Source organism: Winogradskyella immobilis (genome assembly GCF_021887715.1).
GTDB lineage: Bacteria > Bacteroidota > Bacteroidia > Flavobacteriales > Flavobacteriaceae > Winogradskyella > Winogradskyella immobilis.
In genome coordinates this window covers 107,643-129,308 of sequence record NZ_JAIQXX010000006.1, presented here as the reverse complement: position 1 = coordinate 129,308, position 21,666 = coordinate 107,643, and the positions used below count along the sequence as shown (strand labels likewise).

Sequence of the window (21,666 nt, the reverse complement as noted above, 5' to 3'; positions counted from 1 at the left end):
ATTTTAAGTATGGAGTTAATATTAAAAAACGGTCTGCCACATCAAGCCAAAGGTGTTAATGCTATTAGTAATGTATTTAAACCAAATAGCTTTCTGTCTAATAAATTGTTTTATACAAATCCACTTTTAGAGTTGGATAAAGATGTATTATTAGAACAAATTAAAGAGGTTCAAACTTCAAATAAAATACATCCAGAATATACAGGTTTAAATACAATAGGTAATTACCTGAATTTAGATATTAAAATGGAAACAGGTACAGGTAAAACGTATGTTTATACCTCTACTATTTTTGAATTACATAAACGCTATAAAATAAATAAGTTTATAGTTGTTGTTCCTACATTACCTATTAAGGCGGGTGCTAAACAATTTTTAAGTGACCCTTATGTAAAAAAACACTTTAAGGATGTTTGTGGTTATAATGCTGAAATTGACTTGCAAGTATTAGAGTCAGTTAAAAAGAAAAAGGGAAAGCAATATTTTCCGAGTGTTGTTAGAGAATTTGTGTCTGGTTCAAGTCAAAATACTAATAAAATACAAGTAATGCTTACTAATATGGCATTACTTACCAATAGTAAAATATTAACCAAAAACGACTATGATTCTGGAGTAGAAGATTTTTTTAAACCAGTAGATGCCATTAAAGCAACATTGCCTTTTGTAATTATTGATGAGCCACATCGTTTTTCTAAACAACAAAAAGCATTTAATTTCATTACAGAACAAATACAGCCACAATGTATCATTAGATATGGTGCTACATTTCCATCGAAAACAATTGGAAGAGGTAAGAACAAAAAGACATTAAAGGATTATCAAAATTTAGTTTATGACTTAAATGCTTGCGATTCTTTTAATCAAAATTTAATAAAAGGAATAGCAAAAGAACATTTTGAGCCCTTATCAAAAAGAGAAGATAAGGTGAAAATAATGAATATTGAGAGTAAGACTTCTGTAAAGTTCAATTACATAAAAAGGGACAGTTCAAATAAATCTTTTTTACTTTCTAAAGGCGATTCATTATCTATTGTTTCAGAACAATTTGAAGGCATTACAATTGATGCAATAGGTAATAATTATTTTGAATTATCTAATGGTCAAACCAAATATCAAGGTGAAGAATTTAGCACAGATATTTATTCATCATCCTACCAAGAGCAAATGCTAAAATTGGCTATAGAACGCCATTTTGAAACAGAACGTATAAATTTTGATAGAAGATTTAAAATTAAAACACTTGCCTTATTTTTTATAGATGATATTTATTCATATCGTAAAAAAGACAATTCAGATAAAGAGGCATATTTAAAGAACACCTTTGAAAGATTATTATTAGAAAAAATTGATGAAGTACTTCCAACATTATCTAAAACTAATGATAAAGAGTATATAAAGTATTTAGAAGCCTCTAAACAAGATATTTCTAATTGTCACGCAGGTTATTTCTCTCAAGATAATAGTGATTCAGATGATGATATTGCAAAGGAAGTTAAAGAAATATTACACGATAAAAAAAGTTTGTTATCAATTAGAACTAATGAAGGAGAAATAAACCCACGACGTTTTTTATTTTCTAAATGGACTTTAAAAGAGGGTTGGGATAATCCTAATGTTTTTACCATTACTAAATTACGTTCAAGTGGTAGTGAAAACAGTAAGTTACAAGAGGTTGGTAGAGGATTACGCTTGCCTGTTGATGAAAATGGTAATAGAATATCCAATGAAGAATTTAAACTTAACTACATCATTGATTTTACAGAGGCCGATTTTGCAGAAAAGTTAGTTAAAGAAATAAATGATGATTTGCCAAAAGGTTTTGTTATTACAGAAGAAAAACTAAATGAAGTTGCTAAAAAGTTATCTATTGAACCAGATGATTTATTTATAGAATTACTAACTAAAAAATATATTGATAGAAAGTATAACATAGTAATTGAAAATACAGGTAAGTTTTTTGAAGAATATCCAGACTTTAGTATTGGTTTAAATGATAATAAAGTTACTGATAGAAATAAAAAAACGGATAGGAAAATTAAAATAAGAGCTTCAGCATATTCTGAATTAAAAGAATTATGGGAAGCTATAAACCAAAAATATGTTATCTATTATGATAATTTAGAAAAAGAAGAGTATCTAAAAAATCAATTAGTAGCAATATTTGAAGATGATGTATTTACAGACGTTGTTCTATCAAGTAAAAGACAAATTGTTGCTACTACTGATGACAATATTATGGGTGCTTATGAGAGTGGAGGCGTTCAATATACAATAGATAAAACAATACCTTATAGTGATTTTTTAAAACGCATTAACAGACAAACTAATCTTCCAATAAAACGAATAAATGAAGCTCTAATTAGTTTTAGTGAGAATAATACGGATACAGAGATTAAAATTAACGAGTTTAGTGTTGCTAATTTTGTATCAAAATTTAGTGATTGGAAAATACAGAATTTAGAAGGACATTTTACATATAAAAAATCCTCATTAAGTTTAAAATCTACTGCGCTTACTTATGCAAATGGCAGTCCTAAAAAAGAGATTACACAAGGTAGAATAGGCACTAAATTTGTTGAAGGTACACCAACAAATAAATACTTATATGATGCCTATACTTATGACTCACCATTAGAAAAGGATAATATTTTAGCAGATATATCTGAAGTTATTGTTTATGGTAAAATACCACGAAGTAGTTTGGCAATACCAACCATTACAGGACAATCATACAGTCCTGATTTTATGTATGTAGTAAAAAAGGTAAATGGTGATAAAACTTTAAATATTATCGTTGAAACTAAAGATGTAGATAATCAATCAACACTTCGTGCAATTGAAGATGCTAAAATTAATTGTGCAAAAGAGTTCTTTAATCAATTAACAATTGATGGTTATACTGTAAAATTTGAAGAACAGATAAGAAATAAAAAGATTAAACAGATAATTGATGAGGTGTTAGTTAATAAATAGTATTATGGAAACAAAAACAATTGAAGAGTTAGGTGTCATATTAGAAAATGTACCAAATGTATTTAATGTTATAATTAATAGAGATGAGTTTGAGATACCTAATAATAAAAAGATATTTCAATTTGCTATAAAAGAAGAAGTGTTAGATGATTCGGATGATATTCTTGTCTATTTGGCTGATTTTGATGATGAAACTCAAACTGTAAAACCACTTTTGGCAATTGCATTTGATTCAGATGGTGTTTTTAGAAAAGATTTATTTGAAGTTTATCCGCCAATTTACCGAAAAAAGAAAAACTCTCTTTTTATAATTCAATAGTTCTTAAATGCACCAACTCACCAAAACAGATTTTAAGTATTATTTAGATTGTCCTGAATCTATATGGTTATTAAAAAATAAACCACAGATATATCCTAAAGGTGAGTTTTCTTTATTTGCAGAGAAATTAATTAAAGAGGGTTATGAGGTTGAAGCCTATGCAAAACAATTATTTCCAAATGGTTTAGACTTACCAGAATATGGCAGTCCTACAGCAACTCAAAACGCATTAACAAATGCGCATAGTGTTTACTTTCAACCATCATTCAATACAACTAAAGACATATTTGCACGTATAGATATATTAGAACGTTTAACAGATGGAAAGTGGCATATCTATGAAGTAAAATCATCTACCTCAATAAAAAAAGATAGAAAGCACAGACAGATAGAAGATGCCTGTTTTCAGAAATATGTACTAACAGAATGTGGTTACGTAGTTTCTAAAGTTTCTATTATTCATTTAAATAAAGAATATATTAAACAAGGTGCTATCGTAGCCAATGAATTATTAGAAATTACAGAGGTTACAGAAGCAGTAGACAGCATATATTCAAGTGTAGTTAATCAAATAAACGCAGGTTCTAATTTTATTAATAAAGAAATTATTAATGAAACAGAATGCTCTTGTATCTATAAAACACGTTCTAATCATTGTGATGCTTTTAACTATTTTAATACAACTATACCAGAATATAGTATTTATGAAATAGGTCGTATTTCAGCAAAAAAAGTAGGTTTATTAGCAGATAATGAGCAATTAGCTATTATTGATATTCCTTTAGATTTTGAGTTAAATGTAAATCAGCAAACCCAAGTAGCATCTGTAAAACAAGAGCAACCTATAATCAATCAGTCTAATATCAAAAGAGAGTTAGATAAATTAAAGTTTCCATTACATTTTATAGATTATGAAACCTATGCAAGTGCTATCCCAAGATTAGATGGTTTAAGTCCACATAAACATTTAACCTTTCAAGTATCTATTCACACACTAACAGAAGACAATACGCTAACGCATTTTGAATATTTATTAGATACAATGCAGATGCCAATAGGTATGTTACAAGCAATGCAAGACTTTACAGGAAGCACAGGAACATTTGTATCGTGGCACGCAAGTTTTGAAATAGGAAGAAATAAAGACTTAATAGAATGGTTGCCACAGTTTACCAATTATCTAACTTACATTAATGAGCATACGTTTGATTTAGAGACGATTTTCAAAAAAGACTACATAGACTATCGTTTTCACGGTTCAAGTTCCATTAAAAAAGTATTGCCAGTTTTATGTCCAGATATAAGCTATTCAGATTTAGATGTTAATAATGGTACTATGGCATTAGATACTTGGGGCAGAATGGTTTTAGACCCAAATTTTAATGAAGATATAGAAGCAACAAGAAAAAATCTTTTAGACTATTGCGAGTTAGATACTTTGGCAATGGTTAAGATATACCAGGTGTTAAAAGAAACTATTAAATAAAGACTTAAAATAAGTAACAAAGTAACTCGTTATAATACTTATAATAAAGAACTTAATTAAGTTACTAATATAGTTTTTGGTATAAATATTGTTTTAAAACAAATAAATTATATAATTTTGCACTATATTTAAGCATAATGGCAATAGCAATTAAATCAATACCAGTATTAAAAGATAAGGCAGCAGTTAACTTTACTTCTAAAGTAGCTGAAAATTCTGCAAAGAAATCTTCTATTGATTTTTCTAAACAATCTTCTATTGCATCAAAGATTTTAGCTAAAGCAAAATTATAATTTGTTGCTTTGGGTTTTCTACTTGATAACTGCACACTTAAACTTTATAATCAAGAATTAATAGATAGTTGTAATCCGTTTGATTGCGACCATCAAGATTTAAATGATTTTTTTACAAATGATGTAGATAATTATTCTTCTGAACTTTTAGGTAAGACGTATTGTTTTACTTTAGATGAAGACCCTACTATTATTGTTTGTGCTTTTACTATTTCTAATGATAGTATTAAAACCACTCATTTACCAAATTCAAGAAAAAAGAAAGTAATTAAAGAAATACCAAGACCAAAACATATGCGTAGTTATCCTGCTGTATTAATTGGTAGGTTAGGTGTTCATAAAGATTACAGAAATATTGAGGGTGAAGAAGAAAGAACTGGTAAACAATTAATGGATTTTATTAAATCTTGGTTTATAGATGGTGCTAATAAAACAGGTTGTAGATTTATTGTAGTTGATTCTTATAATGAAATTGGTCCTCTGAAGTATTATACAAGAAATGAATTTATCCCTTTATTTAGTACAGAAGAACAGGAAAAAGAGTTTACAGGATTACCTTCTGAAGCTGAACTTACAACAAGACTTATGTTTTTTGATTTAATTGTATTGGCAAAAGAGTAATAACAAGTCCCCACAACCCAAAACCCAGTTTTTTCGTACCTCAAAATCCTCTGTCTTTTGTGTTGTTCCGCTCACCTAACAAGTTTAGCGTTTTTTTGTCTTTAAGGTAATAGCATATTACAGCTTTGGTTTTCATAAAATCAAACCAAACTGCAATAAGCTATTCTGTTATTATTCTATCATAAAACCCTAAACTCACCCAAGCTATGTTACATAATACAAGTTATAGTAGCAAAAATCCTTTCAAGGGTTTGCTAACGCAGTATTCTTATATTTTCGTAGCTATAACTGGTATTATGTAAAATATCCACACAGCAACCGCACAAATTTTAACTAAAATTAAACTTGTGGATATTCACGAGTACATTAATTTAAAATAGAAAAGACACGAGCTAAATATCCGCTTATCCAACGCTCACATTGGAACTTCAAAGGAAATGACGTTACCTCATTCAACTGCACAAAATCATCGTTAAAGCCTGTATTGAGCGCAGTCGAAATATCCAAGTATTCCTTACCTCAAATCTTTGTTTGTTTAATGTGTAGTATTTATTGTTTGTTATAGTTTACATTGAACATCAATATCATCATTTAGTTACACGATTGAGATTAATTAGTTGATGTTTCATTTCGTTAACCAAGTAATTAGGATGCTTCTAACACAGTCATTAATCTGTGATTGAGGTATAGTTTTTCTTTACCAACCTTTTCAGAAATTAAAAACCCAGCTTCTTCTAATTCCATTAAATAATTACCAACTGTTTTTGGTGTACCTAATTTGGCATCTATTAAAAACTGTCGTTTCGTATAAGGTAATCTAAATAGTATTTCAACCAATTCTTTAGTATATACTTTAGGTAAAGTCTCTCTAATTTCTTCGGTCATTTGTTCCATTAAATCGGTAACATCTTTTAAACGTTGCAATCCTTTGTTTGCAGTATATTCTACCATTTCAAGCATATAGAGTATCCAGCCTTCCCAATCGTTATTTTCGGTTACTTCACGTAATTTAGTATAGTAATCAGCCTTATTTTTAATGATATATTCACTTAAATAGATAGCTGGAGTATCTAATAATTTTTCAAGTTTTAAATAGAGTAATAACAAAATACGTCCTGTTCTACCATTACCATCACTAAAAGGATGTATCGCTTCAAATTGATAGTGCATTAATGCCATTTTAATTAATGGGTCTACAGCATCTTCACCATTTATAAAGGTTTCAAGATTAGCCATCTTTTCTCTTATCACAGCTTCACCTGTTGGTGGTGTGTAAATCGTTTCGCCATTAGCATTTTTTAAAGCAGTTCCAGGCGTTGTTCTGATACCTGCGGTATTTTTTTTAATGCTTTGTACAATTTCAACGCATAGGTTTGTACTTATAAATGGACGTGTTTCAATTTCCTGTAAGCCATTCCAAAGGGCTTCCTTATAACTTATAACTTCTTTTGTTGCTGGGTTATCAAATTTTTTATCTGCTACTAAAGATTTATACAAATCGTCATTAGTAGTTATTATGTTTTCTATTTCAGAACTTGCTTTAGCCTCTTGTAAATGAATAGTATCTAAAAACAATGTTGGGTTTGGTAAATTGGTAAGCATACCATTAAGTTGTGCTAATGCTCTACTGGCATCAATAGTCTTGCGTAACACTTTAGTGGTTTCTAAAGTTGTTTTAGGTGGTAATAGCGGTAGGCTGTTATAAGGTGTATTTCTATTAAATTTCGCCATTTTAAACAAGGGTAAATATTACTTGCGTTGTCTTAACGAGGGTAAATATACTAAAAATTTACCTTTGTTTAAACAATAAGGGTAATTATTACTCTCGTTAAATAGATAAGAATAAAATAAAAAAGTTAGCAAATATAGGTAGCTCGCTTCAGCCAACGCTCAATACTGTAAAGGTCAAGCCCTACGGGTTTTGAATAAAACTTTTTTAAGAAGCAATCGTAATAGGTTTCAAGATTTTAGAGTAAAAAACTTTTACCCAAAAACCTTGACAGCATCATCCACGCTACCTTTAACATTGGCTATCTTTTTTCTTTTCTTCAAAAAAATTATGGCAAAAGAAAAAGCCCTACAATAAAAATTATAGGACTCTTTCAGCTTCAAAGGTCAGAATGAAACTTTTATGCTACTTCTACGATATTTAAAACGTTATATGCGCCATTTTTAAGCGGATATTGAACACCGTTAATCTCTTGGAAGAACTCAACCAATAAAACGAAAATATCGTTTCCTGTGCCTGTTGGAACACCTGCAGGAGTTAGTGTTTGCGTTGCAGAGGTTGAATCAATCGGAATATTTACAGTTGGACTGTATTCGATGGCGTTATCTGTTGTATCAAAGTCAACTTTTAGAAATGCTGAACTTAAACTTACGTGTGTTGCGCCACTTGGATAAGCAATATCATTCGCAGGAGTTAAATTTGGAATCGTAATTTCACCTGTTGCACCATCTACAGTAAAAGGAGCGAATAAAACAGCACTTAAAATGGCTCTATTATTAAAATCCAAGCCTTTTAATGTGGCTTTACCTTCTGGTGTTGCTAATCCTGTAGCTACATTTCTTTGTCCTCTTACAGATGTTGTATCGAAGTTTTTAATTTGTGTCATTTTTTGAGTAACACGACTTGAAACTCGATTGTCTTTTGCTCTAATCATTAAGTTTCTTACAGATGTTCTCAATAACTTACCAGAAGATGCAGAACTTCCAAATTCTGAACCGTTTTCACGAGTACGTTCAAACGCTGGGTCATTTTGAATACGCTCTTTAGAAACACCGCCTTTAGTTTTTACTAAATAACCCTCTTTTGCTTTGTAAAAAGTTAGATTGTCTAATGTTCCCTCTAACTTAATAATACCTTTTAATTTTGCCATAACTAATACATTTTTTGATGATGAATATCAAATATACGAGCTATTGACTGTCAATGTATTAGAGTGCTTCCGTAGTGTTTATAAGTTGCCAAAACTTCCGTTTTAGTTAGTTTTTTCAATGGGATATTAGTCGTATATTGTATATAAGTGCTTTATAGCAACGGTATAGATAAAGTATAGTTAGAGTATTAATTTTAAATTTAAAGTGAATGAGTAGAATCTGTATTTACCCTAAAGACGTGCAGGTAGTAACAGGAAAGAGTGAGCGTTATGGCAGAACAATAATCAAAGCGATTAAAGAACGCCTTAACAAAGAAGCTCATCAGTTAGTTACTATCGATGAATTTTGCGACTTTATGGGCTTTGAAATCAGTAAAGTACAAGGATTAATCAAGTAAATTCCTTATCTTTACTACAAGGTATAAAGGTGACCTATTAGGTGACCCAACAATGGTACAGGACTGAAATAGTAATAAATAAAGGCACTACGAAAGAGGTTCACTTACCTCTTTCTCCGCAAAAAAATGCTTACCTTTTTTGGTAAGCATTTTTATTTCAACTAAGATTGAGAACGTAAATTTTATTTATTACTATCTTTAAAGTGCGTTTATTAATTATTATACTTTGCCGCACTACAAATCTGATAGAAATTTTACCAATTACGTACATGATGAATTGGCTATACCTATAATTTATAATAATTTAGGTTGGATGGTTAAATCTATAGATGCAGAAAAGCTTCAACAAATAGATATTAATGACGGAATTGATTATGTGTTGACAGATAAATACTCAGGCAATGATATTAAAGTCCAAGAACGTTTTAGAGATAATTATTACCAGAAGTATAATGATGCAACATTGCGTTACCGAAGAGCAACAAATAAGTATGCAGATCGTATAGAATCTGAGTATTATAAAATTCAAGCAGATTATTTGGTGTATGGTATTACTAATGGAAAAAAGTTTAAAGACCAAAGACACACACTTTCAGGTTTTATAAAATGGGTGGTTTTAGATCTAAAGTTTATACAAGAGCAATTTAAAATGGGCAATATTAAAATTGTATCTAGTTCTAAAAAAACCTGTTGGGTAAAAGAGAGCGTTCTTTTTTGTCCCGAAAATTTTAATCCAGATGGGTCTTCTAGTTTTTTACCTTTAGATATTAAGCTAATTGTAAGTTTATGGGGTAATACTCCAATACGTGCTCAAAAAGGATTTTTATAATACGATATAGAAATCACATTCCGTATTTTTGCAAAAAAGAACACAATGAATATCATTGAAAACTTAAAATGGCGCTATGCTACAAAAAAGTTTGATGCTAATAAAACTCTGTCAAAAAAACAATTACAGATTTTAAAAGAAGCATTTAACCTCACAGCAGTATCTTATGGCTTACAAACGTTAAAGTTGGTCGTTATTAAAGATAAAGAAAAACGCGAAGCTTTAGTTGAGTTGTCTTACAATCAACGTCAAGTAGTAGATGCTTCTCATTTATTAATTTTATGTGTGCAAACAGAAATAGATACAGGCGATGTTGAAGAACATTTTGAAACCATAAAATCGATTAGACAGACACCAGATGAAATTTTAGAACCTTTTAAAAATCAATTAAAGTCTACGATAGAAGGTATGCCTATGTCTAAGAAAGAAAATTGGTCAACACACCAAGCTTATATCGCTTTAGGAAATTTAATGACCGTTTGTGCTATGGAGAAGATAGATAGTTGTCCTATGGAAGGCTTTAATTCTGAAGCTTATGATAAAGCGCTAGACCTTAAAGCTCATGGACTAAAGCCTGTATTATTATTACCTGTTGGTTATAGAGCAGAAGATGATATGTTTGCAGATTTTAAAAAGGTTAGAAAATCTATTGAAAAAACAGTAATTGAATTGTAATCTACTGCGGTTTGCACATTCTAAATATTATATTTGCTTTTCCTTTAACACTTATCATTTTTTATTATGCCTGGATTTGAATTGTTTGGAGATGACGAACGCAAAGAAGTTAATGACGTTTTAGATAACGGAGTATTAATGCGTTATGGTTTTGATGGTATGCGAAATGGCCATTGGAAAGCTAAAGCATTAGAGTCTAAACTTAAAAACACATTTCAAAGTCAATATGTACAATTAGTATCTAGTGGTACAGCAGCAGTTTCTGTTGCGTTAGCTTCGGCAGGAGTTGGAGCAGGAGATGAGGTGATTATGCCAACATTTACTTTTGTAGCAAGTTTTGAAGCTATTATGATGCTTGGAGCCATACCAGTATTGGTAGATATAGATAGTACATTGGCTTTAGATCCTAAAGCAGTTGAGTCAGCTATTACCGAGAAAACAAAAGCAGTAATGGTAGTGCAAATGTGTGGTAGTATGGGAGACATGGTGGCACTACAAAATGTTTGTAATAAACATAACTTACTTTTAATAGAAGATGCTTGTCAAGCTATTGGTGGTTTATATAATGGAAAACCTTTAGGTAGTATAGGAGATTTAGGTTGTTTTTCTTTCGATTTTGTTAAAACCATTACCTGTGGTGAAGGTGGCGCTGTTATTACTAATAATGAAACGTATTACACCAATGCCGATCATTATTCAGATCATGGTCATGATCATGTAGGGAACGACCGAGGAGCTGAAACACATCCATTTTTAGGCTATAATTTTAGAATTTCAGAATTACATGCAGCTGTTGGATTAGCACAAGTAAAACGATTGCCAGAGTTTTTAGGCATACAAAAGCGTAATTTTAGTATAATACGTGAAGCACTTTCAGATGTTCCAGAAGTTGAATTTAGAACAGTCCCAGAAGGTGGAGTAGAAAGCTGTGCGTTTTTGAATTTCTTTTTGCCAGATTTAGAATCTGCTCGTAGAGTTTCAAAAGCATTTAAAACTAATGGTATAGATGCATGTTTTCATTATTACGATAATAATTGGCATTATATAAGAGAATGGGATCATCTTAAAAAGATAAAGTCATTATTTCCAATATCTCAAGAAGTTAAAGATGGTTTAAGTTATTTAAAACAGAAAACTTATGAGCAATCGGATGCTTTTATAGCTCGAAACATCTCGTGTTTAATAAAATTATCTTGGACAGAAGATGAAGTAAAAACACGTGCTCACAAAATGGCAGAATTGATTAAAGCTAATCTTTAATATGTTGTGTTTACTTACAATGTATAGTTTTTGTAGTGGTACATAATTTTATGTGAAAACTGTAATCCCGTAGTTTTGTAAAAAAAGATGCGGGACACCTATTTTAGTTTTTTTATTCTATTATTACTTAGTATTCAAGGATCTTTTGCGCAACAAATGCCTATAGATTTTTCGGATACCAATGATGATTTTATAGGTTTTTCAGGCTCTTCCTTTGCTTTTAATTTAGACCCAACAGATGGTAATAATGCTGTAGGTCAATTCTTTAATGATGGTTCTGTGACATCACAAGGCTTTTTCTTAGACCTTTCTAGAGCAATCGATTTAGAGGTACAGAAAACAATAACTTTATCGTTTTATGCATTTGATCCTAATATGCATAAAATTGTTTTAAAATTAGAAAATGGTACTAACCCAGATGTAGAAGTAGAGACAACAAGACCAGGAATTTCACCAGCGGATTGGACTACGGTAACTTTTGATTTTTCAAATGCTAAATTGAGCTCTAATGGATCTACTATAAATGCCGAAGGTATATACAGTAGAGTTACTATTTTTATAGATATTGATGATAATAGCTCTGGCACGTATTTAATTGATGATATTGATGACGGCTCAGAACCCGAAAATCCTAATGAATTAGATGTTATATACACAGATCTTGTTTGGTCTGATGAGTTTGACGGTGCTAATGGAGCTATTGATAGTAATAATTGGTTTCATCAAACCCAATTTCCACAGGGAAATAGTTGGTTTAATGGAGAATTACAACATTATACCAATAGAATTGAAAATTCATTTATTGAAGATGGATTTTTAAATATTGTAGCTATAAGAGAAAACTTTAGAGACCAAGGTGTAACGACTCAGTTTACGTCTGCACGGCTAAATTCTAAATTTGCATTTACATATGGACGTGTAGATGTAAGAGCAAAATTACCATTTGGAAATGGAACCTGGCCCGCTATTTGGACGTTAGGAAGAAACATCAACGAAAATGGTGCTTATTGGGATAATCAAGGTTTTGGAACTACAAATTGGCCTGCAACTGGTGAAATTGATATTATGGAACATGGTTTGCATGCTGTTAATGAAGTAAGTTCAGCATTGCATACACCATCTAGTTTTGGGAATACAGTTAACACAAGGACACAAGTACTTGCAGATGTCGCTAATGAGTTTCATGTATATTCTCTTAATTGGTCTCCCGACCAAATTAGCTTTTTAATTGACGATGAAATATATTATAGGTATAATCCAGCTGTACAAGATGCAAATACTTGGCCTTTTGATTTAGATCAATACATTTTACTAAATGTAGCTATGGGAGGTTTTGCAGGAGCAGTTGATAGCTCATTTGATAGAAGCGCAATGCTTATCGATTATGTGCGTGTATTTCAGAATAATACGTTGAGTACAGAAGAGGTTGGCATTTCTGATTTTGAGGTATATCCAAATCCTGCAAACTCTATTATTAATATAACTTCAAATAAAATTATTGATAAAGTAGAATTGTATTCCATTTTAGGGCAACAAATGCTTTTAAAAACTAGAAACGTAACGGAGTTTAATGTTTCAAATTTTCAAGCTGGAACTTATATATTAAAAATATATTCAGGCAATACAATTGAAAATAAACGAATAATTATTAATTAATAATTAACATAATCTATAATTTCTAAACCATAACCAATCATACCAACACGTTTGGTTTGCTCGCTATTAGAAATTAACGACAATTTATTAATGTTTAAATCATGAAGAATTTGCGCACCTATACCAAAATCTTTAGAATCCATAGCAATATTTGGTGCTTTAACAAGTTTCCCTTTTTCTTGAGCTTCTTTAAGAATAGATAATCTGTTAAGCAGGTTCATAGATTGATTTTGTTGATTGATAAAGATAATAGCTCCTTTACCTGCTTTGTTAACCACATTAAACATATCATCTAATTTCTTATCTGCATTATTGGTTAAAGTTCCTAAAATATCGTTATTGATTAAAGTAGAATTAATTCTTGTCAATACAGTATCTCCAGAGTTCCAACTGCCTTTTGTTAATGCAATATGAATTTGGTTATTTGTAGTTTGTTTATAAGCTCTAAGTCTATAGTTTCCAAAACGCGTTTCAATATCAAAATCTTCTTTCTTTTCAATTAAAGAATCGTGTTCCATGCGGTAAGCCACTAAATCTTCTATAGATACTATTTTTAAATTAAATTTATTGGCTACGTCTATTAGTTGTGGTAAACGTGCCATAGTACCATCGTCATTCATGATCTCCACAATAACACCAGCGGGTTTAAAACCTGCTAATCTTGCAAAATCTATAGCAGCTTCTGTATGTCCTGTACGTCTTAATACACCGCCTTCTTTGGCTACTAAAGGAAAAATATGTCCTGGTCTAGCTAATTCAAAAGGTTTTGTATCATTATCTATAAGTGCTTTTACTGTTTTAGCACGGTCGCTTGCAGAAATCCCAGTTGTAACTCCATTACCTCGTAAATCTACAGAAACCGTAAAAGCTGTTTCCATTGGATCTGTGTTATTACGAACCATCATATTAAGTTCTAGAGCTTTACAACGGTGTTCTGTAAGTGGAGCGCAAATAAGACCTCTACCATGAGTAGCCATAAAATTTATAGTTTCTGGAGTTACCATTGCGGCAGCAGCTAAAAAATCTCCTTCATTCTCTCTGTCTTCATCATCAACAACAATAATCACCTTACCTTGACGAATGTCTTCAATAGCTTCTTCAATAGTATTTAAAGCGATTTTTATTTGTGCAGTATTAGTGCTCATAACTATAAATTTATTACAACAAAGATAAGTTTATTTTATATTTTCTAAACAACTTAAATGGAAGTCTTCTTTGGTTTTGGCTTTAAATATAAAATACTTGATAGGATAAAAAGGAAGGCTAAATATAATAAGAATAGGGTTTATTCTTTTTTTAGATAAACCAATAGTTTTATAGAATCTAGAATAAAATATAGATGAAACAATAACATAAAGAATATAGATGCCAAATGCAATAAAACTTAAAGATTTTACAGTAATTGCAAGTTCTGGAAGTTTATTGTTATTAAATACAAAGTGTAAAACTAATAATACAGTACCAATGCTATATGTAACTAAACTGGTAGTAGAATAATCGATATAATCTTTTAGAATATTCTTAGCCTTATGTAAATAATTAGGTACATCTAAACCTTTAGTATTTAATTCTTCAAGAGTTTTATTTCGGTCAAATAAATGCTGTAAGGCTATCTGCTTTGGCTTTTTATCGATATCGTAATCATTATGATTTTTTACTACTGTTATAAGCTCGTCTATGCTATGTTTATTATAGTAACTATATGATTGTACTGACCGTATATCATTTAATTCAGATTTAGATCTAAATAATTTTTTAAGAGGAACTAAAATGACATCTAACTCAACCAAACCACGATCTTTAGTAGCTCTTGAGGTTAAATATATACTTAAAGGTAGCATTATTAAGGTAGATAGCCATGTGCCAAGAACAGGATTTAATGTACCATCTTTAGCACTGTTTATGGCAAATAAACCAATAAAGTGATAAGTTAAAAATAGTAAAACACCAAGAACCATAGGCAACCCTAAACCTCCTTTACGAATTAGAGCTCCTAGCGGTGCGCCTACAAAAAATAAAATAATACAAGCGATACCTAAAACGTATTTTTCATGTAAAGCTATAATATGTCTATTTCTCCACACCGTTCTACCTTGAATAGAAGTTTCATTTGTAGTTATAATTCCATTAGAGCTATTTGCTGTGTTAAGTGCTAGGTTAAGGATTTGAATTTTTTGATTATTTTCAAACAAATCCATGACATTACCATTAAATAGCGTATCCTTTCTAGGCTCTATACCAACTCTAAGTGCATCAAAAGTAGAGCGATTATAAAGTGTCGTGGATAAATCGCTGAATTTTTTTTCTCTTTCTTTATTTAAACTATCTATGGTATAGCTTAGTTCGTTAACATCGAGCATACTAAAACGATTGTCACTTTTCTTTTCATTTAAATCAACATTGTTAAGATTGGCTAAATCTATATTAACAATATAATCTACAAAAGTACTTTGTGCATGCGGTTTTTTTCTTACGTTATTACGGTCTTTACGATTTATTAACTCATCATAATAATTGCCATTATTAAGTTTTAATTGTAATATGTTAGAATCTGTACTACTTAATAACTCACCGGTTTCAGACACTATTATAGTATAGTTTCCAGAAGCGGATGATTTCTTTTTGTGAATTTTCACATCTTTAAGAAATTGTCCACGATCTCCACTTTTTTCTTCAACCCAAATATTAATATCTCCTATTTCGTTAAATTGACCTTCAGCTATAGCTAAAGCTGGTTTTACTTTAGCGATATTTCGTCTTAGATTGTAAAAATTGTATTCTCCCCACGGAATGACATTATTAGAGAATAAAAAACAGCCAAAACCTAAAGCAATAATAAAAATACTAAGACTCCGCATAGCACGCTGTAATGAGATACCAGTAGACTTCATTGCTGCAAACTCATAGTTTTCGGCAAAGCTTCCAAAAACCATAATTGAAGAAAGCAATACAGTTAACGGAACAACTAGAGGTATAAGTTTAGGCGAGTAGAACCCAATAAATTTCATGGTAGTTACCATGTCTAAATCTTTACCTGCTAAATCAGATATATATAGCCAAAATCCTTGTAAAACAAAAATGAACATGAATATAACAAATACACTCAAAAATGTTCTTAGGTAAGTAACAAGTATATATCGATCTAGTATTTTCAACCTTAATCTATTTTATTGATGTAGTAATTTGGATACTTACTTTCATCAAATGTAAATAAGGTTTCAGAGATAGGTTCATCGGTTTTAAATGCCGTCACAGTTAGTATTGTACGTGTGCCATTTTTACCTATTTCGGTTAAATTATAGATGTGCTTTGTAGTTGCATCTACACCTAAAAGGATCTGTTTTATTTCAGAATTAGTATCAATAGGATTTAATTTTACAAATTGTATGCGTCTTCCTTTTACGTTTTGAATGATATCCATTTTATAAGTATAACCATCTTCATAAAAAGATAGCATCTCACTAGGCGTAATGGTGCCTTCGTCATCACTATTTTCTGAAGAAATGGTAACCTCTTCATCTTCAGGACTAATAGTATATAATGTTTCTCCATCAAAAACACGAGTTATGCCAAGTACGTTGAGGATATATTTATCTCCTTCAATAGTAACATCTCCCTTGGTTTCTTGTTTAATATTTTCGCTAACATTGTTTAACTCATATTTAAAGCTTAAACTAATATTTTTATAAGCTTTAACTTTAGTACTTACTTCTTCTAAAAATGACTTAGCATCATTTTGCGCAAAAAGATTTCCTGTTGTTACTAATATTAAAAGTATTATTAATCGTTTCATTGTATTTAAGTGTCTTTCTAATTATTTTTTTCGTTTTCTAACAATTGATCTAGAGCTACTAAATCTGTTACTAAAACTTGTCTAGCTTTACTACCTTCAAAACCACCAACAATACCAGCAGCTTCTAATTGGTCTATTAATCGTCCGGCTCTATTATAACCCAACTTTAATTTTCTTTGTAATAAAGAGGCTGATCCTTGTTGCGCTGTAACAATGATTTCAGCAGCTTCCCTAAACAGTTTATCTCTATCTGAAATGTCTATATCAAGATTTGTGCCACCTTCTTCACCAATATATTCGGGAAGTAAATACGCGTCAGGATAGGCTTTTTGCGATCCAATAAATTCAGTGATTTTCTCTACTTCTGGTGTGTCTACAAAAGCACATTGTATACGTATTAAGTCATTACCTTGAGTATATAGCATATCTCCACGCCCAATAAGCTGATCGGCGCCAGAACCATCCAATATCGTACGCGAATCGATTTTTGATGTTACTCTAAATGCAATACGTGCAGGGAAATTGGCTTTAATAATACCTGTAATTACATTTACAGACGGACGTTGTGTAGCAATAATTAAATGAATACCTATAGCTCTAGCCAATTGAGCTAAACGCGCTATTGGAGTTTCAACTTCTTTACCAGCGGTCATTATTAAATCTGCAAACTCATCAACTACTAAAACGATGTATGGTAAAAATTGATGCCCATCATTTGGGTTTAATTTACGTGCTTTAAACTTAGTATTGTATTCCGCAATATTCCTGCAAAATGCATTTTTAAGCAATTCGTAACGATTGTCCATTTCAATACATAATGAATTTAATGTATTAATGACCTTAGTATTGTCTGTAATTATAGCATCTTCACTATCTGGAAGTTTGGCTAAATAATGACGTTCTATTTTATTAAATAAAGTTAATTCTACTTTTTTAGGATCTACTAAAACAAACTTTACTTCTGCCGGATGCTTTTTGTAGAGTAAAGATGTTAGTACAGCGTTAAGCCCTACGGATTTTCCTTGCCCTGTAGCACCAGCCATAAGTAAATGTGGCATTTTAGCTAAATCTACAACCATAGTTTCGTTACTAATGGTTTTTCCTAAAGCAATAGGAAGTGCCATTTTACTGTTTTGAAACTTTTGCGAAGCAATAGCAGAATGCATGGATACAATGGTAGAGTTTTTGTTTGGTACCTCAATACCAATTGTACCTTTACCAGGTATTGGTGCTATAATACGAATACCTAATGCAGATAAAGATAAAGCAATATCATCTTCTAAGTTTTTGATTTTTGAAATACGAATACCAGCATCTGGAACAATTTCGTATAAGGTTACCGTTGGACCAATGGTTGCTTTAATTGAAGAAATACCAATCTTATAATTGTTAAGTGTTTCGACAATTCGGTTTTTATTTTCTTCAAGTTCGTCTTGGTCAATAGAAATTCCTTCGTTATCGTATTTCTTTAATAAATCTAAAGGAGGAAATTGATAATTACCTAATTCTAGCGTTGGGTCAAACTGTCCAAAATCTTCTACTAGTTTATCTGCAAGATTATCAGTTTCTGATTTTTCTTCAACAGTCTTCTCAATTTCAATTGCTACTTCGGGTTCAGATTTTTCAATTACAATTTCTAATTCTTTTGCATTATCAGGCTCAGTGTTTTCTTTTTTCTTAGGCTCTAATTTTGAAGGGTTAGAATTGGTAGGTTCTACATTTTCTAATGGAATTTCAAAAGCAGATTTAATGGCTTCAGCTTCCTCAGACAGACTATTATCTATTGGAACAACAGTATCATCTTCATCTGTTATATCATTAAAATCTGAATGTATATCCTTTTTAGCTTTATTAAAAAGTGTTACAAATGTTTGACCATTAATTTTAAAACGTATAGCAGCGTATATAATTAAACCAAAAACTAGGAGTAGAGCAGTGCCAATTTTTCCAATATAATCTTGAAAGAAATGATTCATCTCATAACCAATAATTCCGCCCAAGACATTGTATTTATGAGTAAAAAAGCCAAGAAATATAGATAACCAAATAACAATTAGAGTTCCCCAAATCCAATGTTTGCGTAAACGCTCTAACTTTAAATTAAGCGTTATATAAACTCCTGATAAAAACAGCAATCCAGAAAAAATAAATGAAGCAATTCCAAATCCTTTAGTGATAAACAAATTACTTAATTGTGCACCTAAAAGCTTTGCCCAATTTTTTGCTTCAGCATCACGAGAAGGAAAATTAGACAAAATACTCTGATCTTCTTTCCCTGTAAACAAAAACGATAAAAACGAAATAAAAAGTAAAACACCAAGTATAATTAATAGACTTCCAAATATGAGTTTTTGTTGACTCGATAGTTGAAATGAAGGTCGTTTTAATTTTGGTTTTTTAGTGATTTTCTTTTTGGTTGTCTTTTTTGCCATATATGCTTTCTGAAGCAACAGAAATCCGATTAGTTATAATAAAATTAAGATGTAAAACAAAAATACAAATTACTAACGTTTATCCTAACGGTTTTGGTATTTATAGACGCAGTTTATTAACAAGGTTATGAGCTATTATAGCTTAGGAATATAAATAATACATGCCACTATAATGGCTATTATAGAAGCAATAAAAACAGCACCTGCACCTATGTCTTTTATAAGGCCAATTTTTGGATGATGTTCTGGGTGAATAAAATCTGCAATATATTCTATAGCTGTATTAACGCCTTCAATGCTCATAACTACAGCAATCATAATGAGTTGAATCATCCATTCGGTTGAAGAAATATTATAATAGAATCCAGCGGCAGTAACAATAGCAGCAATGATTAATTGTAATTGAATACTTTTTTCAGTTTTAACTAAAACCATCAACCCCTTAAAAGCATAACCTACACTTTTAAGACGGTTGACAGCAAAGGATTCTTTTTTAGACATTTATTTAAGCGCATTAAGTGCAGCTTCGTAATTTGGCTCATCTGCAATTTCATTAACCTGTTCGGTGTGTAAAACAGTGCCATCTGTGTCTATAACAACCACACAACGCGATAATAAGGTTTCAAAAGCACCAGTTGTAAATGTTACTCCATAAGTTGTGCCAAAATCACCAGTTTTATAATCGGTAAAACTCTCTACATTATTAAGGCCTTCAGCCCCACAAAAACGAGACATTGCAAATGGTAAATCTTTAGAAATGCAAAGCACTCTCGTATTTTCTAATTGACTTGCTTTTTCATTAAATGTTCTAGTAGATTGCGCACAAGTTCCGGTATCTATACTTGGGTAGATGTTTAGAACAAGACGACTACCTTTAAAATCATCATTGGTTTTATCTGTTAAATCCGTTCCGGTAAGTTTAAAATTTGGGGCCTTGCTGCCAATTTTTGGTAAATTTCCTATAGTTTCTACTGGAGTTCCTCCAAGTGTTACATTTGCCATGTGTTATAATTTTTTATAGGTTAAAAATAGAAAAAGCGTTTGGCTTAAATGTGAATAAAATGATAATGTTTTAGATTTAAGCTTTTAATTATCTTCGCTTTGAGAAACAGGATGATATACTGCTATAAGATCTTAGCACTACTAATTTGATAAATTATAAGTTAACGTATTTAGTTAAAACCTACCAACAAAACCTATTTTATCGCCACCAAAAGCAAAATTCCAAGAAATCTTCTTTTCTTTTTTTGGATAATGGTCAGGATAATCATAAGCATCGGTTTTAAATAAAAATTTATCTATTGCATCTACAACAGCAATACTTAATACAGCACCTATTCCGATATCAGTAAGCCAATGTGCACCAGCAAATAATCTTGATATAGGCGCTACTGCTCCAAGAGTGTAAATACTAGCTTTAGTCCAAGGGTTTCCAAATTGTTTCGCTATAGAATGCGCCATAGTAATAGATAATACGGTATGACCAGATGGAAATGAATGAAATGAAGCTCTATTATCCCAAAACCTAAAATCTCTACTATTTAAACCTTCTTGACCAGGACGCGCTCTACCAACCGCAGTTTTTGTAAAACTCTGTATAAGCCCAGTTGTAAAAGAGGACGAAATAATTAATACACTTGTTTTTCTTAACTTCTCGTTTTTAGTAAATAGACCAACACCATATAATGTGGCATTAGCAATAAAATAAACTTGCGGACTTCCAAATCGAGTACCTGCTTCTTGAAAAATATTAGGGACATGGCGTTCATTTCTAATAAAAAGAGCACTACCTTCATCATCTAATGTAGATAAGGCAAGAGAACTTGCTACAACAGTACCTAATGTTATAAAATCTTTTTTCTTCCAATGCAGCGGCCTAGTAAAAGAGTGTCCGACACTTTTAATGCCTTGTTTAAGATCGTATAAAGCAAGTTGGCCTATTGATGCTGAATCTGAAGGCTTATCAGTTTTAAAAAACTCTTTTACCTGAGCATTGCTTTGAAAGGTAAATACGATGATGAAAACTGAAAGAATTATTTTGCGTGCAGTCAT

The 21,666-nt window shown here is 31.0% G+C and carries 19 protein-coding genes; 9 read left to right on the top strand and 10 right to left on the bottom strand.

Annotation, left to right across the window (positions count from 1 at the left end):
* The first annotated feature begins 9 nt into the window (after positions 1 to 9).
* Genes K8Z87_RS06580 through K8Z87_RS06570 form a run of 3 tightly spaced genes read left to right on the top strand, consistent with a single transcriptional unit; the run spans position 10 to position 4,778 of the window.
* Positions 10 to 2,973, top strand: coding sequence for a type III restriction-modification system endonuclease (locus K8Z87_RS06580; RefSeq protein WP_227476688.1), 2,964 nt, complete (start codon positions 10 to 12; stop codon positions 2,971 to 2,973).
* 4 nt (positions 2,974 to 2,977) lie between these two features.
* Positions 2,978 to 3,292, top strand: coding sequence for a hypothetical protein (locus K8Z87_RS06575; protein ID WP_227476687.1), 315 nt, complete (start codon positions 2,978 to 2,980; stop codon positions 3,290 to 3,292).
* Positions 3,293 to 3,299: 7 nt separating this feature from the next.
* Positions 3,300 to 4,778 (top strand): DUF2779 domain-containing protein, encoded by a 1,479-nt coding sequence (locus K8Z87_RS06570; protein WP_227476686.1) that lies wholly within the window; start codon positions 3,300 to 3,302, stop codon positions 4,776 to 4,778.
* Positions 4,779 to 4,842: 64 nt separating this feature from the next.
* Here the strand turns inward: K8Z87_RS06570 and K8Z87_RS06565 are convergent, their stop codons facing one another.
* Positions 4,843 to 5,106, bottom strand: a complete 264-nt coding sequence (locus tag K8Z87_RS06565) for a hypothetical protein (protein WP_227476685.1) — start codon at positions 5,104 to 5,106, stop codon at positions 4,843 to 4,845.
* Between K8Z87_RS06565 and K8Z87_RS06560 the strand changes: the two genes are divergently transcribed.
* Positions 5,081 to 5,692 (top strand): N-acetyltransferase, encoded by a 612-nt coding sequence (locus K8Z87_RS06560; RefSeq protein WP_227476684.1) that lies wholly within the window; start codon positions 5,081 to 5,083, stop codon positions 5,690 to 5,692. The two genes, K8Z87_RS06565 and K8Z87_RS06560, sit on opposite strands and share 26 nt — an antisense overlap.
* 645 nt (positions 5,693 to 6,337) lie before the next feature.
* On the opposite strand, the gene K8Z87_RS06555 is transcribed toward K8Z87_RS06560, so the two are convergent.
* Positions 6,338 to 7,423: a Fic family protein gene (locus tag K8Z87_RS06555; protein WP_227476683.1), complete on the bottom strand. Its 1,086-nt coding sequence runs from the start codon at positions 7,421 to 7,423 to the stop codon at positions 6,338 to 6,340.
* A 398-nt stretch (positions 7,424 to 7,821) separates the two neighbouring features.
* On the bottom strand, positions 7,822 to 8,571 hold the full coding sequence (locus K8Z87_RS06550; protein ID WP_227476682.1) for a hypothetical protein: 750 nt from the start codon (positions 8,569 to 8,571) through the stop codon (positions 7,822 to 7,824).
* 209 nt (positions 8,572 to 8,780) lie between these two features.
* Between K8Z87_RS06550 and K8Z87_RS06545 the strand changes: the two genes are divergently transcribed.
* From K8Z87_RS06545 to K8Z87_RS06525, 5 genes are all read left to right on the top strand, one after another.
* Positions 8,781 to 8,969, top strand: a complete 189-nt coding sequence (locus tag K8Z87_RS06545) for a hypothetical protein (protein WP_035325018.1) — start codon at positions 8,781 to 8,783, stop codon at positions 8,967 to 8,969.
* Positions 8,970 to 9,195: 226 nt separating this feature from the next.
* Positions 9,196 to 9,798 carry a hypothetical protein gene (locus K8Z87_RS06540; protein WP_227476681.1) on the top strand — a complete coding sequence of 201 codons (603 nt, stop codon included), beginning with the start codon at positions 9,196 to 9,198 and terminating at the stop codon, positions 9,796 to 9,798.
* Between the two features lie 45 nt (positions 9,799 to 9,843).
* Positions 9,844 to 10,473 carry an NAD(P)H-dependent oxidoreductase gene (locus K8Z87_RS06535; protein ID WP_227476680.1) on the top strand — a complete coding sequence of 210 codons (630 nt, stop codon included), beginning with the start codon at positions 9,844 to 9,846 and terminating at the stop codon, positions 10,471 to 10,473.
* Positions 10,474 to 10,539: 66 nt separating this feature from the next.
* Entirely contained in the window at positions 10,540 to 11,733 is a 1,194-nt protein-coding gene (locus tag K8Z87_RS06530) for a DegT/DnrJ/EryC1/StrS family aminotransferase (protein WP_227476679.1), read from the top strand.
* Between the two features lie 87 nt (positions 11,734 to 11,820).
* The gene (locus tag K8Z87_RS06525) at positions 11,821 to 13,389 is read left to right on the top strand and encodes a family 16 glycosylhydrolase (RefSeq protein WP_227476678.1); all 1,569 of its coding nucleotides are present in this window, start codon (positions 11,821 to 11,823) and stop codon (positions 13,387 to 13,389) included.
* Here the strand turns inward: K8Z87_RS06525 and ribB are convergent.
* From ribB to K8Z87_RS06490, 7 genes are all read right to left on the bottom strand, one after another.
* The gene (ribB, locus tag K8Z87_RS06520; protein ID WP_227476677.1) at positions 13,386 to 14,534 is read right to left on the bottom strand and encodes a 3,4-dihydroxy-2-butanone-4-phosphate synthase; all 1,149 of its coding nucleotides are present in this window, start codon (positions 14,532 to 14,534) and stop codon (positions 13,386 to 13,388) included. The two genes, K8Z87_RS06525 and ribB, sit on opposite strands and share 4 nt — an antisense overlap.
* 30 nt (positions 14,535 to 14,564) lie before the next feature.
* Positions 14,565 to 16,544 (bottom strand): LptF/LptG family permease, encoded by a 1,980-nt coding sequence (locus K8Z87_RS06515; RefSeq protein ID WP_227476676.1) that lies wholly within the window; start codon positions 16,542 to 16,544, stop codon positions 14,565 to 14,567.
* A gap of 2 nt (positions 16,545 to 16,546) precedes the next feature.
* Positions 16,547 to 17,182, bottom strand: coding sequence for a LolA family protein (locus tag K8Z87_RS06510; protein ID WP_227476675.1), 636 nt, complete (start codon positions 17,180 to 17,182; stop codon positions 16,547 to 16,549).
* A 17-nt stretch (positions 17,183 to 17,199) separates the two neighbouring features.
* Entirely contained in the window at positions 17,200 to 19,614 is a 2,415-nt protein-coding gene (locus K8Z87_RS06505) for a DNA translocase FtsK (RefSeq protein ID WP_227476674.1), read from the bottom strand.
* A gap of 135 nt (positions 19,615 to 19,749) precedes the next feature.
* On the bottom strand, positions 19,750 to 20,115 hold the full coding sequence (locus tag K8Z87_RS06500) for a diacylglycerol kinase family protein (RefSeq protein ID WP_227476673.1): 366 nt from the start codon (positions 20,113 to 20,115) through the stop codon (positions 19,750 to 19,752).
* On the bottom strand, positions 20,116 to 20,616 hold the full coding sequence (gene tpx, locus K8Z87_RS06495) for a thiol peroxidase (protein ID WP_227476672.1): 501 nt from the start codon (positions 20,614 to 20,616) through the stop codon (positions 20,116 to 20,118). It abuts the gene before it with no gap.
* 174 nt (positions 20,617 to 20,790) lie between these two features.
* On the bottom strand, positions 20,791 to 21,666 hold the full coding sequence (locus K8Z87_RS06490; protein WP_227476671.1) for a phosphatase PAP2 family protein: 876 nt from the start codon (positions 21,664 to 21,666) through the stop codon (positions 20,791 to 20,793).

Excerpts from the sequence above, each read along its gene's own strand:
- K8Z87_RS06525 (WP_227476678.1), top strand. The coding sequence starts at position 11,821 with ATGCGGGACACCTATTTTAGTTTTTTTATTCTATTATTACTTAGTATT.
- K8Z87_RS06490 (WP_227476671.1), bottom strand. The coding sequence starts at position 21,666 with ATGACTGCACGCAAAATAATTCTTTCAGTTTTCATCATCGTATTTACC.
- K8Z87_RS06510 (WP_227476675.1), bottom strand. The coding sequence starts at position 17,182 with ATGAAACGATTAATAATACTTTTAATATTAGTAACAACAGGAAATCTT.
- K8Z87_RS06530 (WP_227476679.1), top strand. The coding sequence starts at position 10,540 with ATGCCTGGATTTGAATTGTTTGGAGATGACGAACGCAAAGAAGTTAAT.
- K8Z87_RS06535 (WP_227476680.1), top strand. The coding sequence starts at position 9,844 with ATGAATATCATTGAAAACTTAAAATGGCGCTATGCTACAAAAAAGTTT.
- K8Z87_RS06545 (WP_035325018.1), top strand. The coding sequence starts at position 8,781 with ATGAGTAGAATCTGTATTTACCCTAAAGACGTGCAGGTAGTAACAGGA.
- K8Z87_RS06570 (WP_227476686.1), top strand. The coding sequence starts at position 3,300 with ATGCACCAACTCACCAAAACAGATTTTAAGTATTATTTAGATTGTCCT.
- K8Z87_RS06505 (WP_227476674.1), bottom strand. The coding sequence starts at position 19,614 with ATGGCAAAAAAGACAACCAAAAAGAAAATCACTAAAAAACCAAAATTA.
- K8Z87_RS06575 (WP_227476687.1), top strand. The coding sequence starts at position 2,978 with ATGGAAACAAAAACAATTGAAGAGTTAGGTGTCATATTAGAAAATGTA.
- K8Z87_RS06550 (WP_227476682.1), bottom strand. The coding sequence starts at position 8,571 with ATGGCAAAATTAAAAGGTATTATTAAGTTAGAGGGAACATTAGACAAT.
- K8Z87_RS06580 (WP_227476688.1), top strand. The coding sequence starts at position 10 with ATGGAGTTAATATTAAAAAACGGTCTGCCACATCAAGCCAAAGGTGTT.
- tpx (WP_227476672.1), bottom strand. The coding sequence starts at position 20,616 with ATGGCAAATGTAACACTTGGAGGAACTCCAGTAGAAACTATAGGAAAT.
- ribB (WP_227476677.1), bottom strand. The coding sequence starts at position 14,534 with ATGAGCACTAATACTGCACAAATAAAAATCGCTTTAAATACTATTGAA.
- K8Z87_RS06555 (WP_227476683.1), bottom strand. The coding sequence starts at position 7,423 with ATGGCGAAATTTAATAGAAATACACCTTATAACAGCCTACCGCTATTA.
- K8Z87_RS06500 (WP_227476673.1), bottom strand. The coding sequence starts at position 20,115 with ATGTCTAAAAAAGAATCCTTTGCTGTCAACCGTCTTAAAAGTGTAGGT.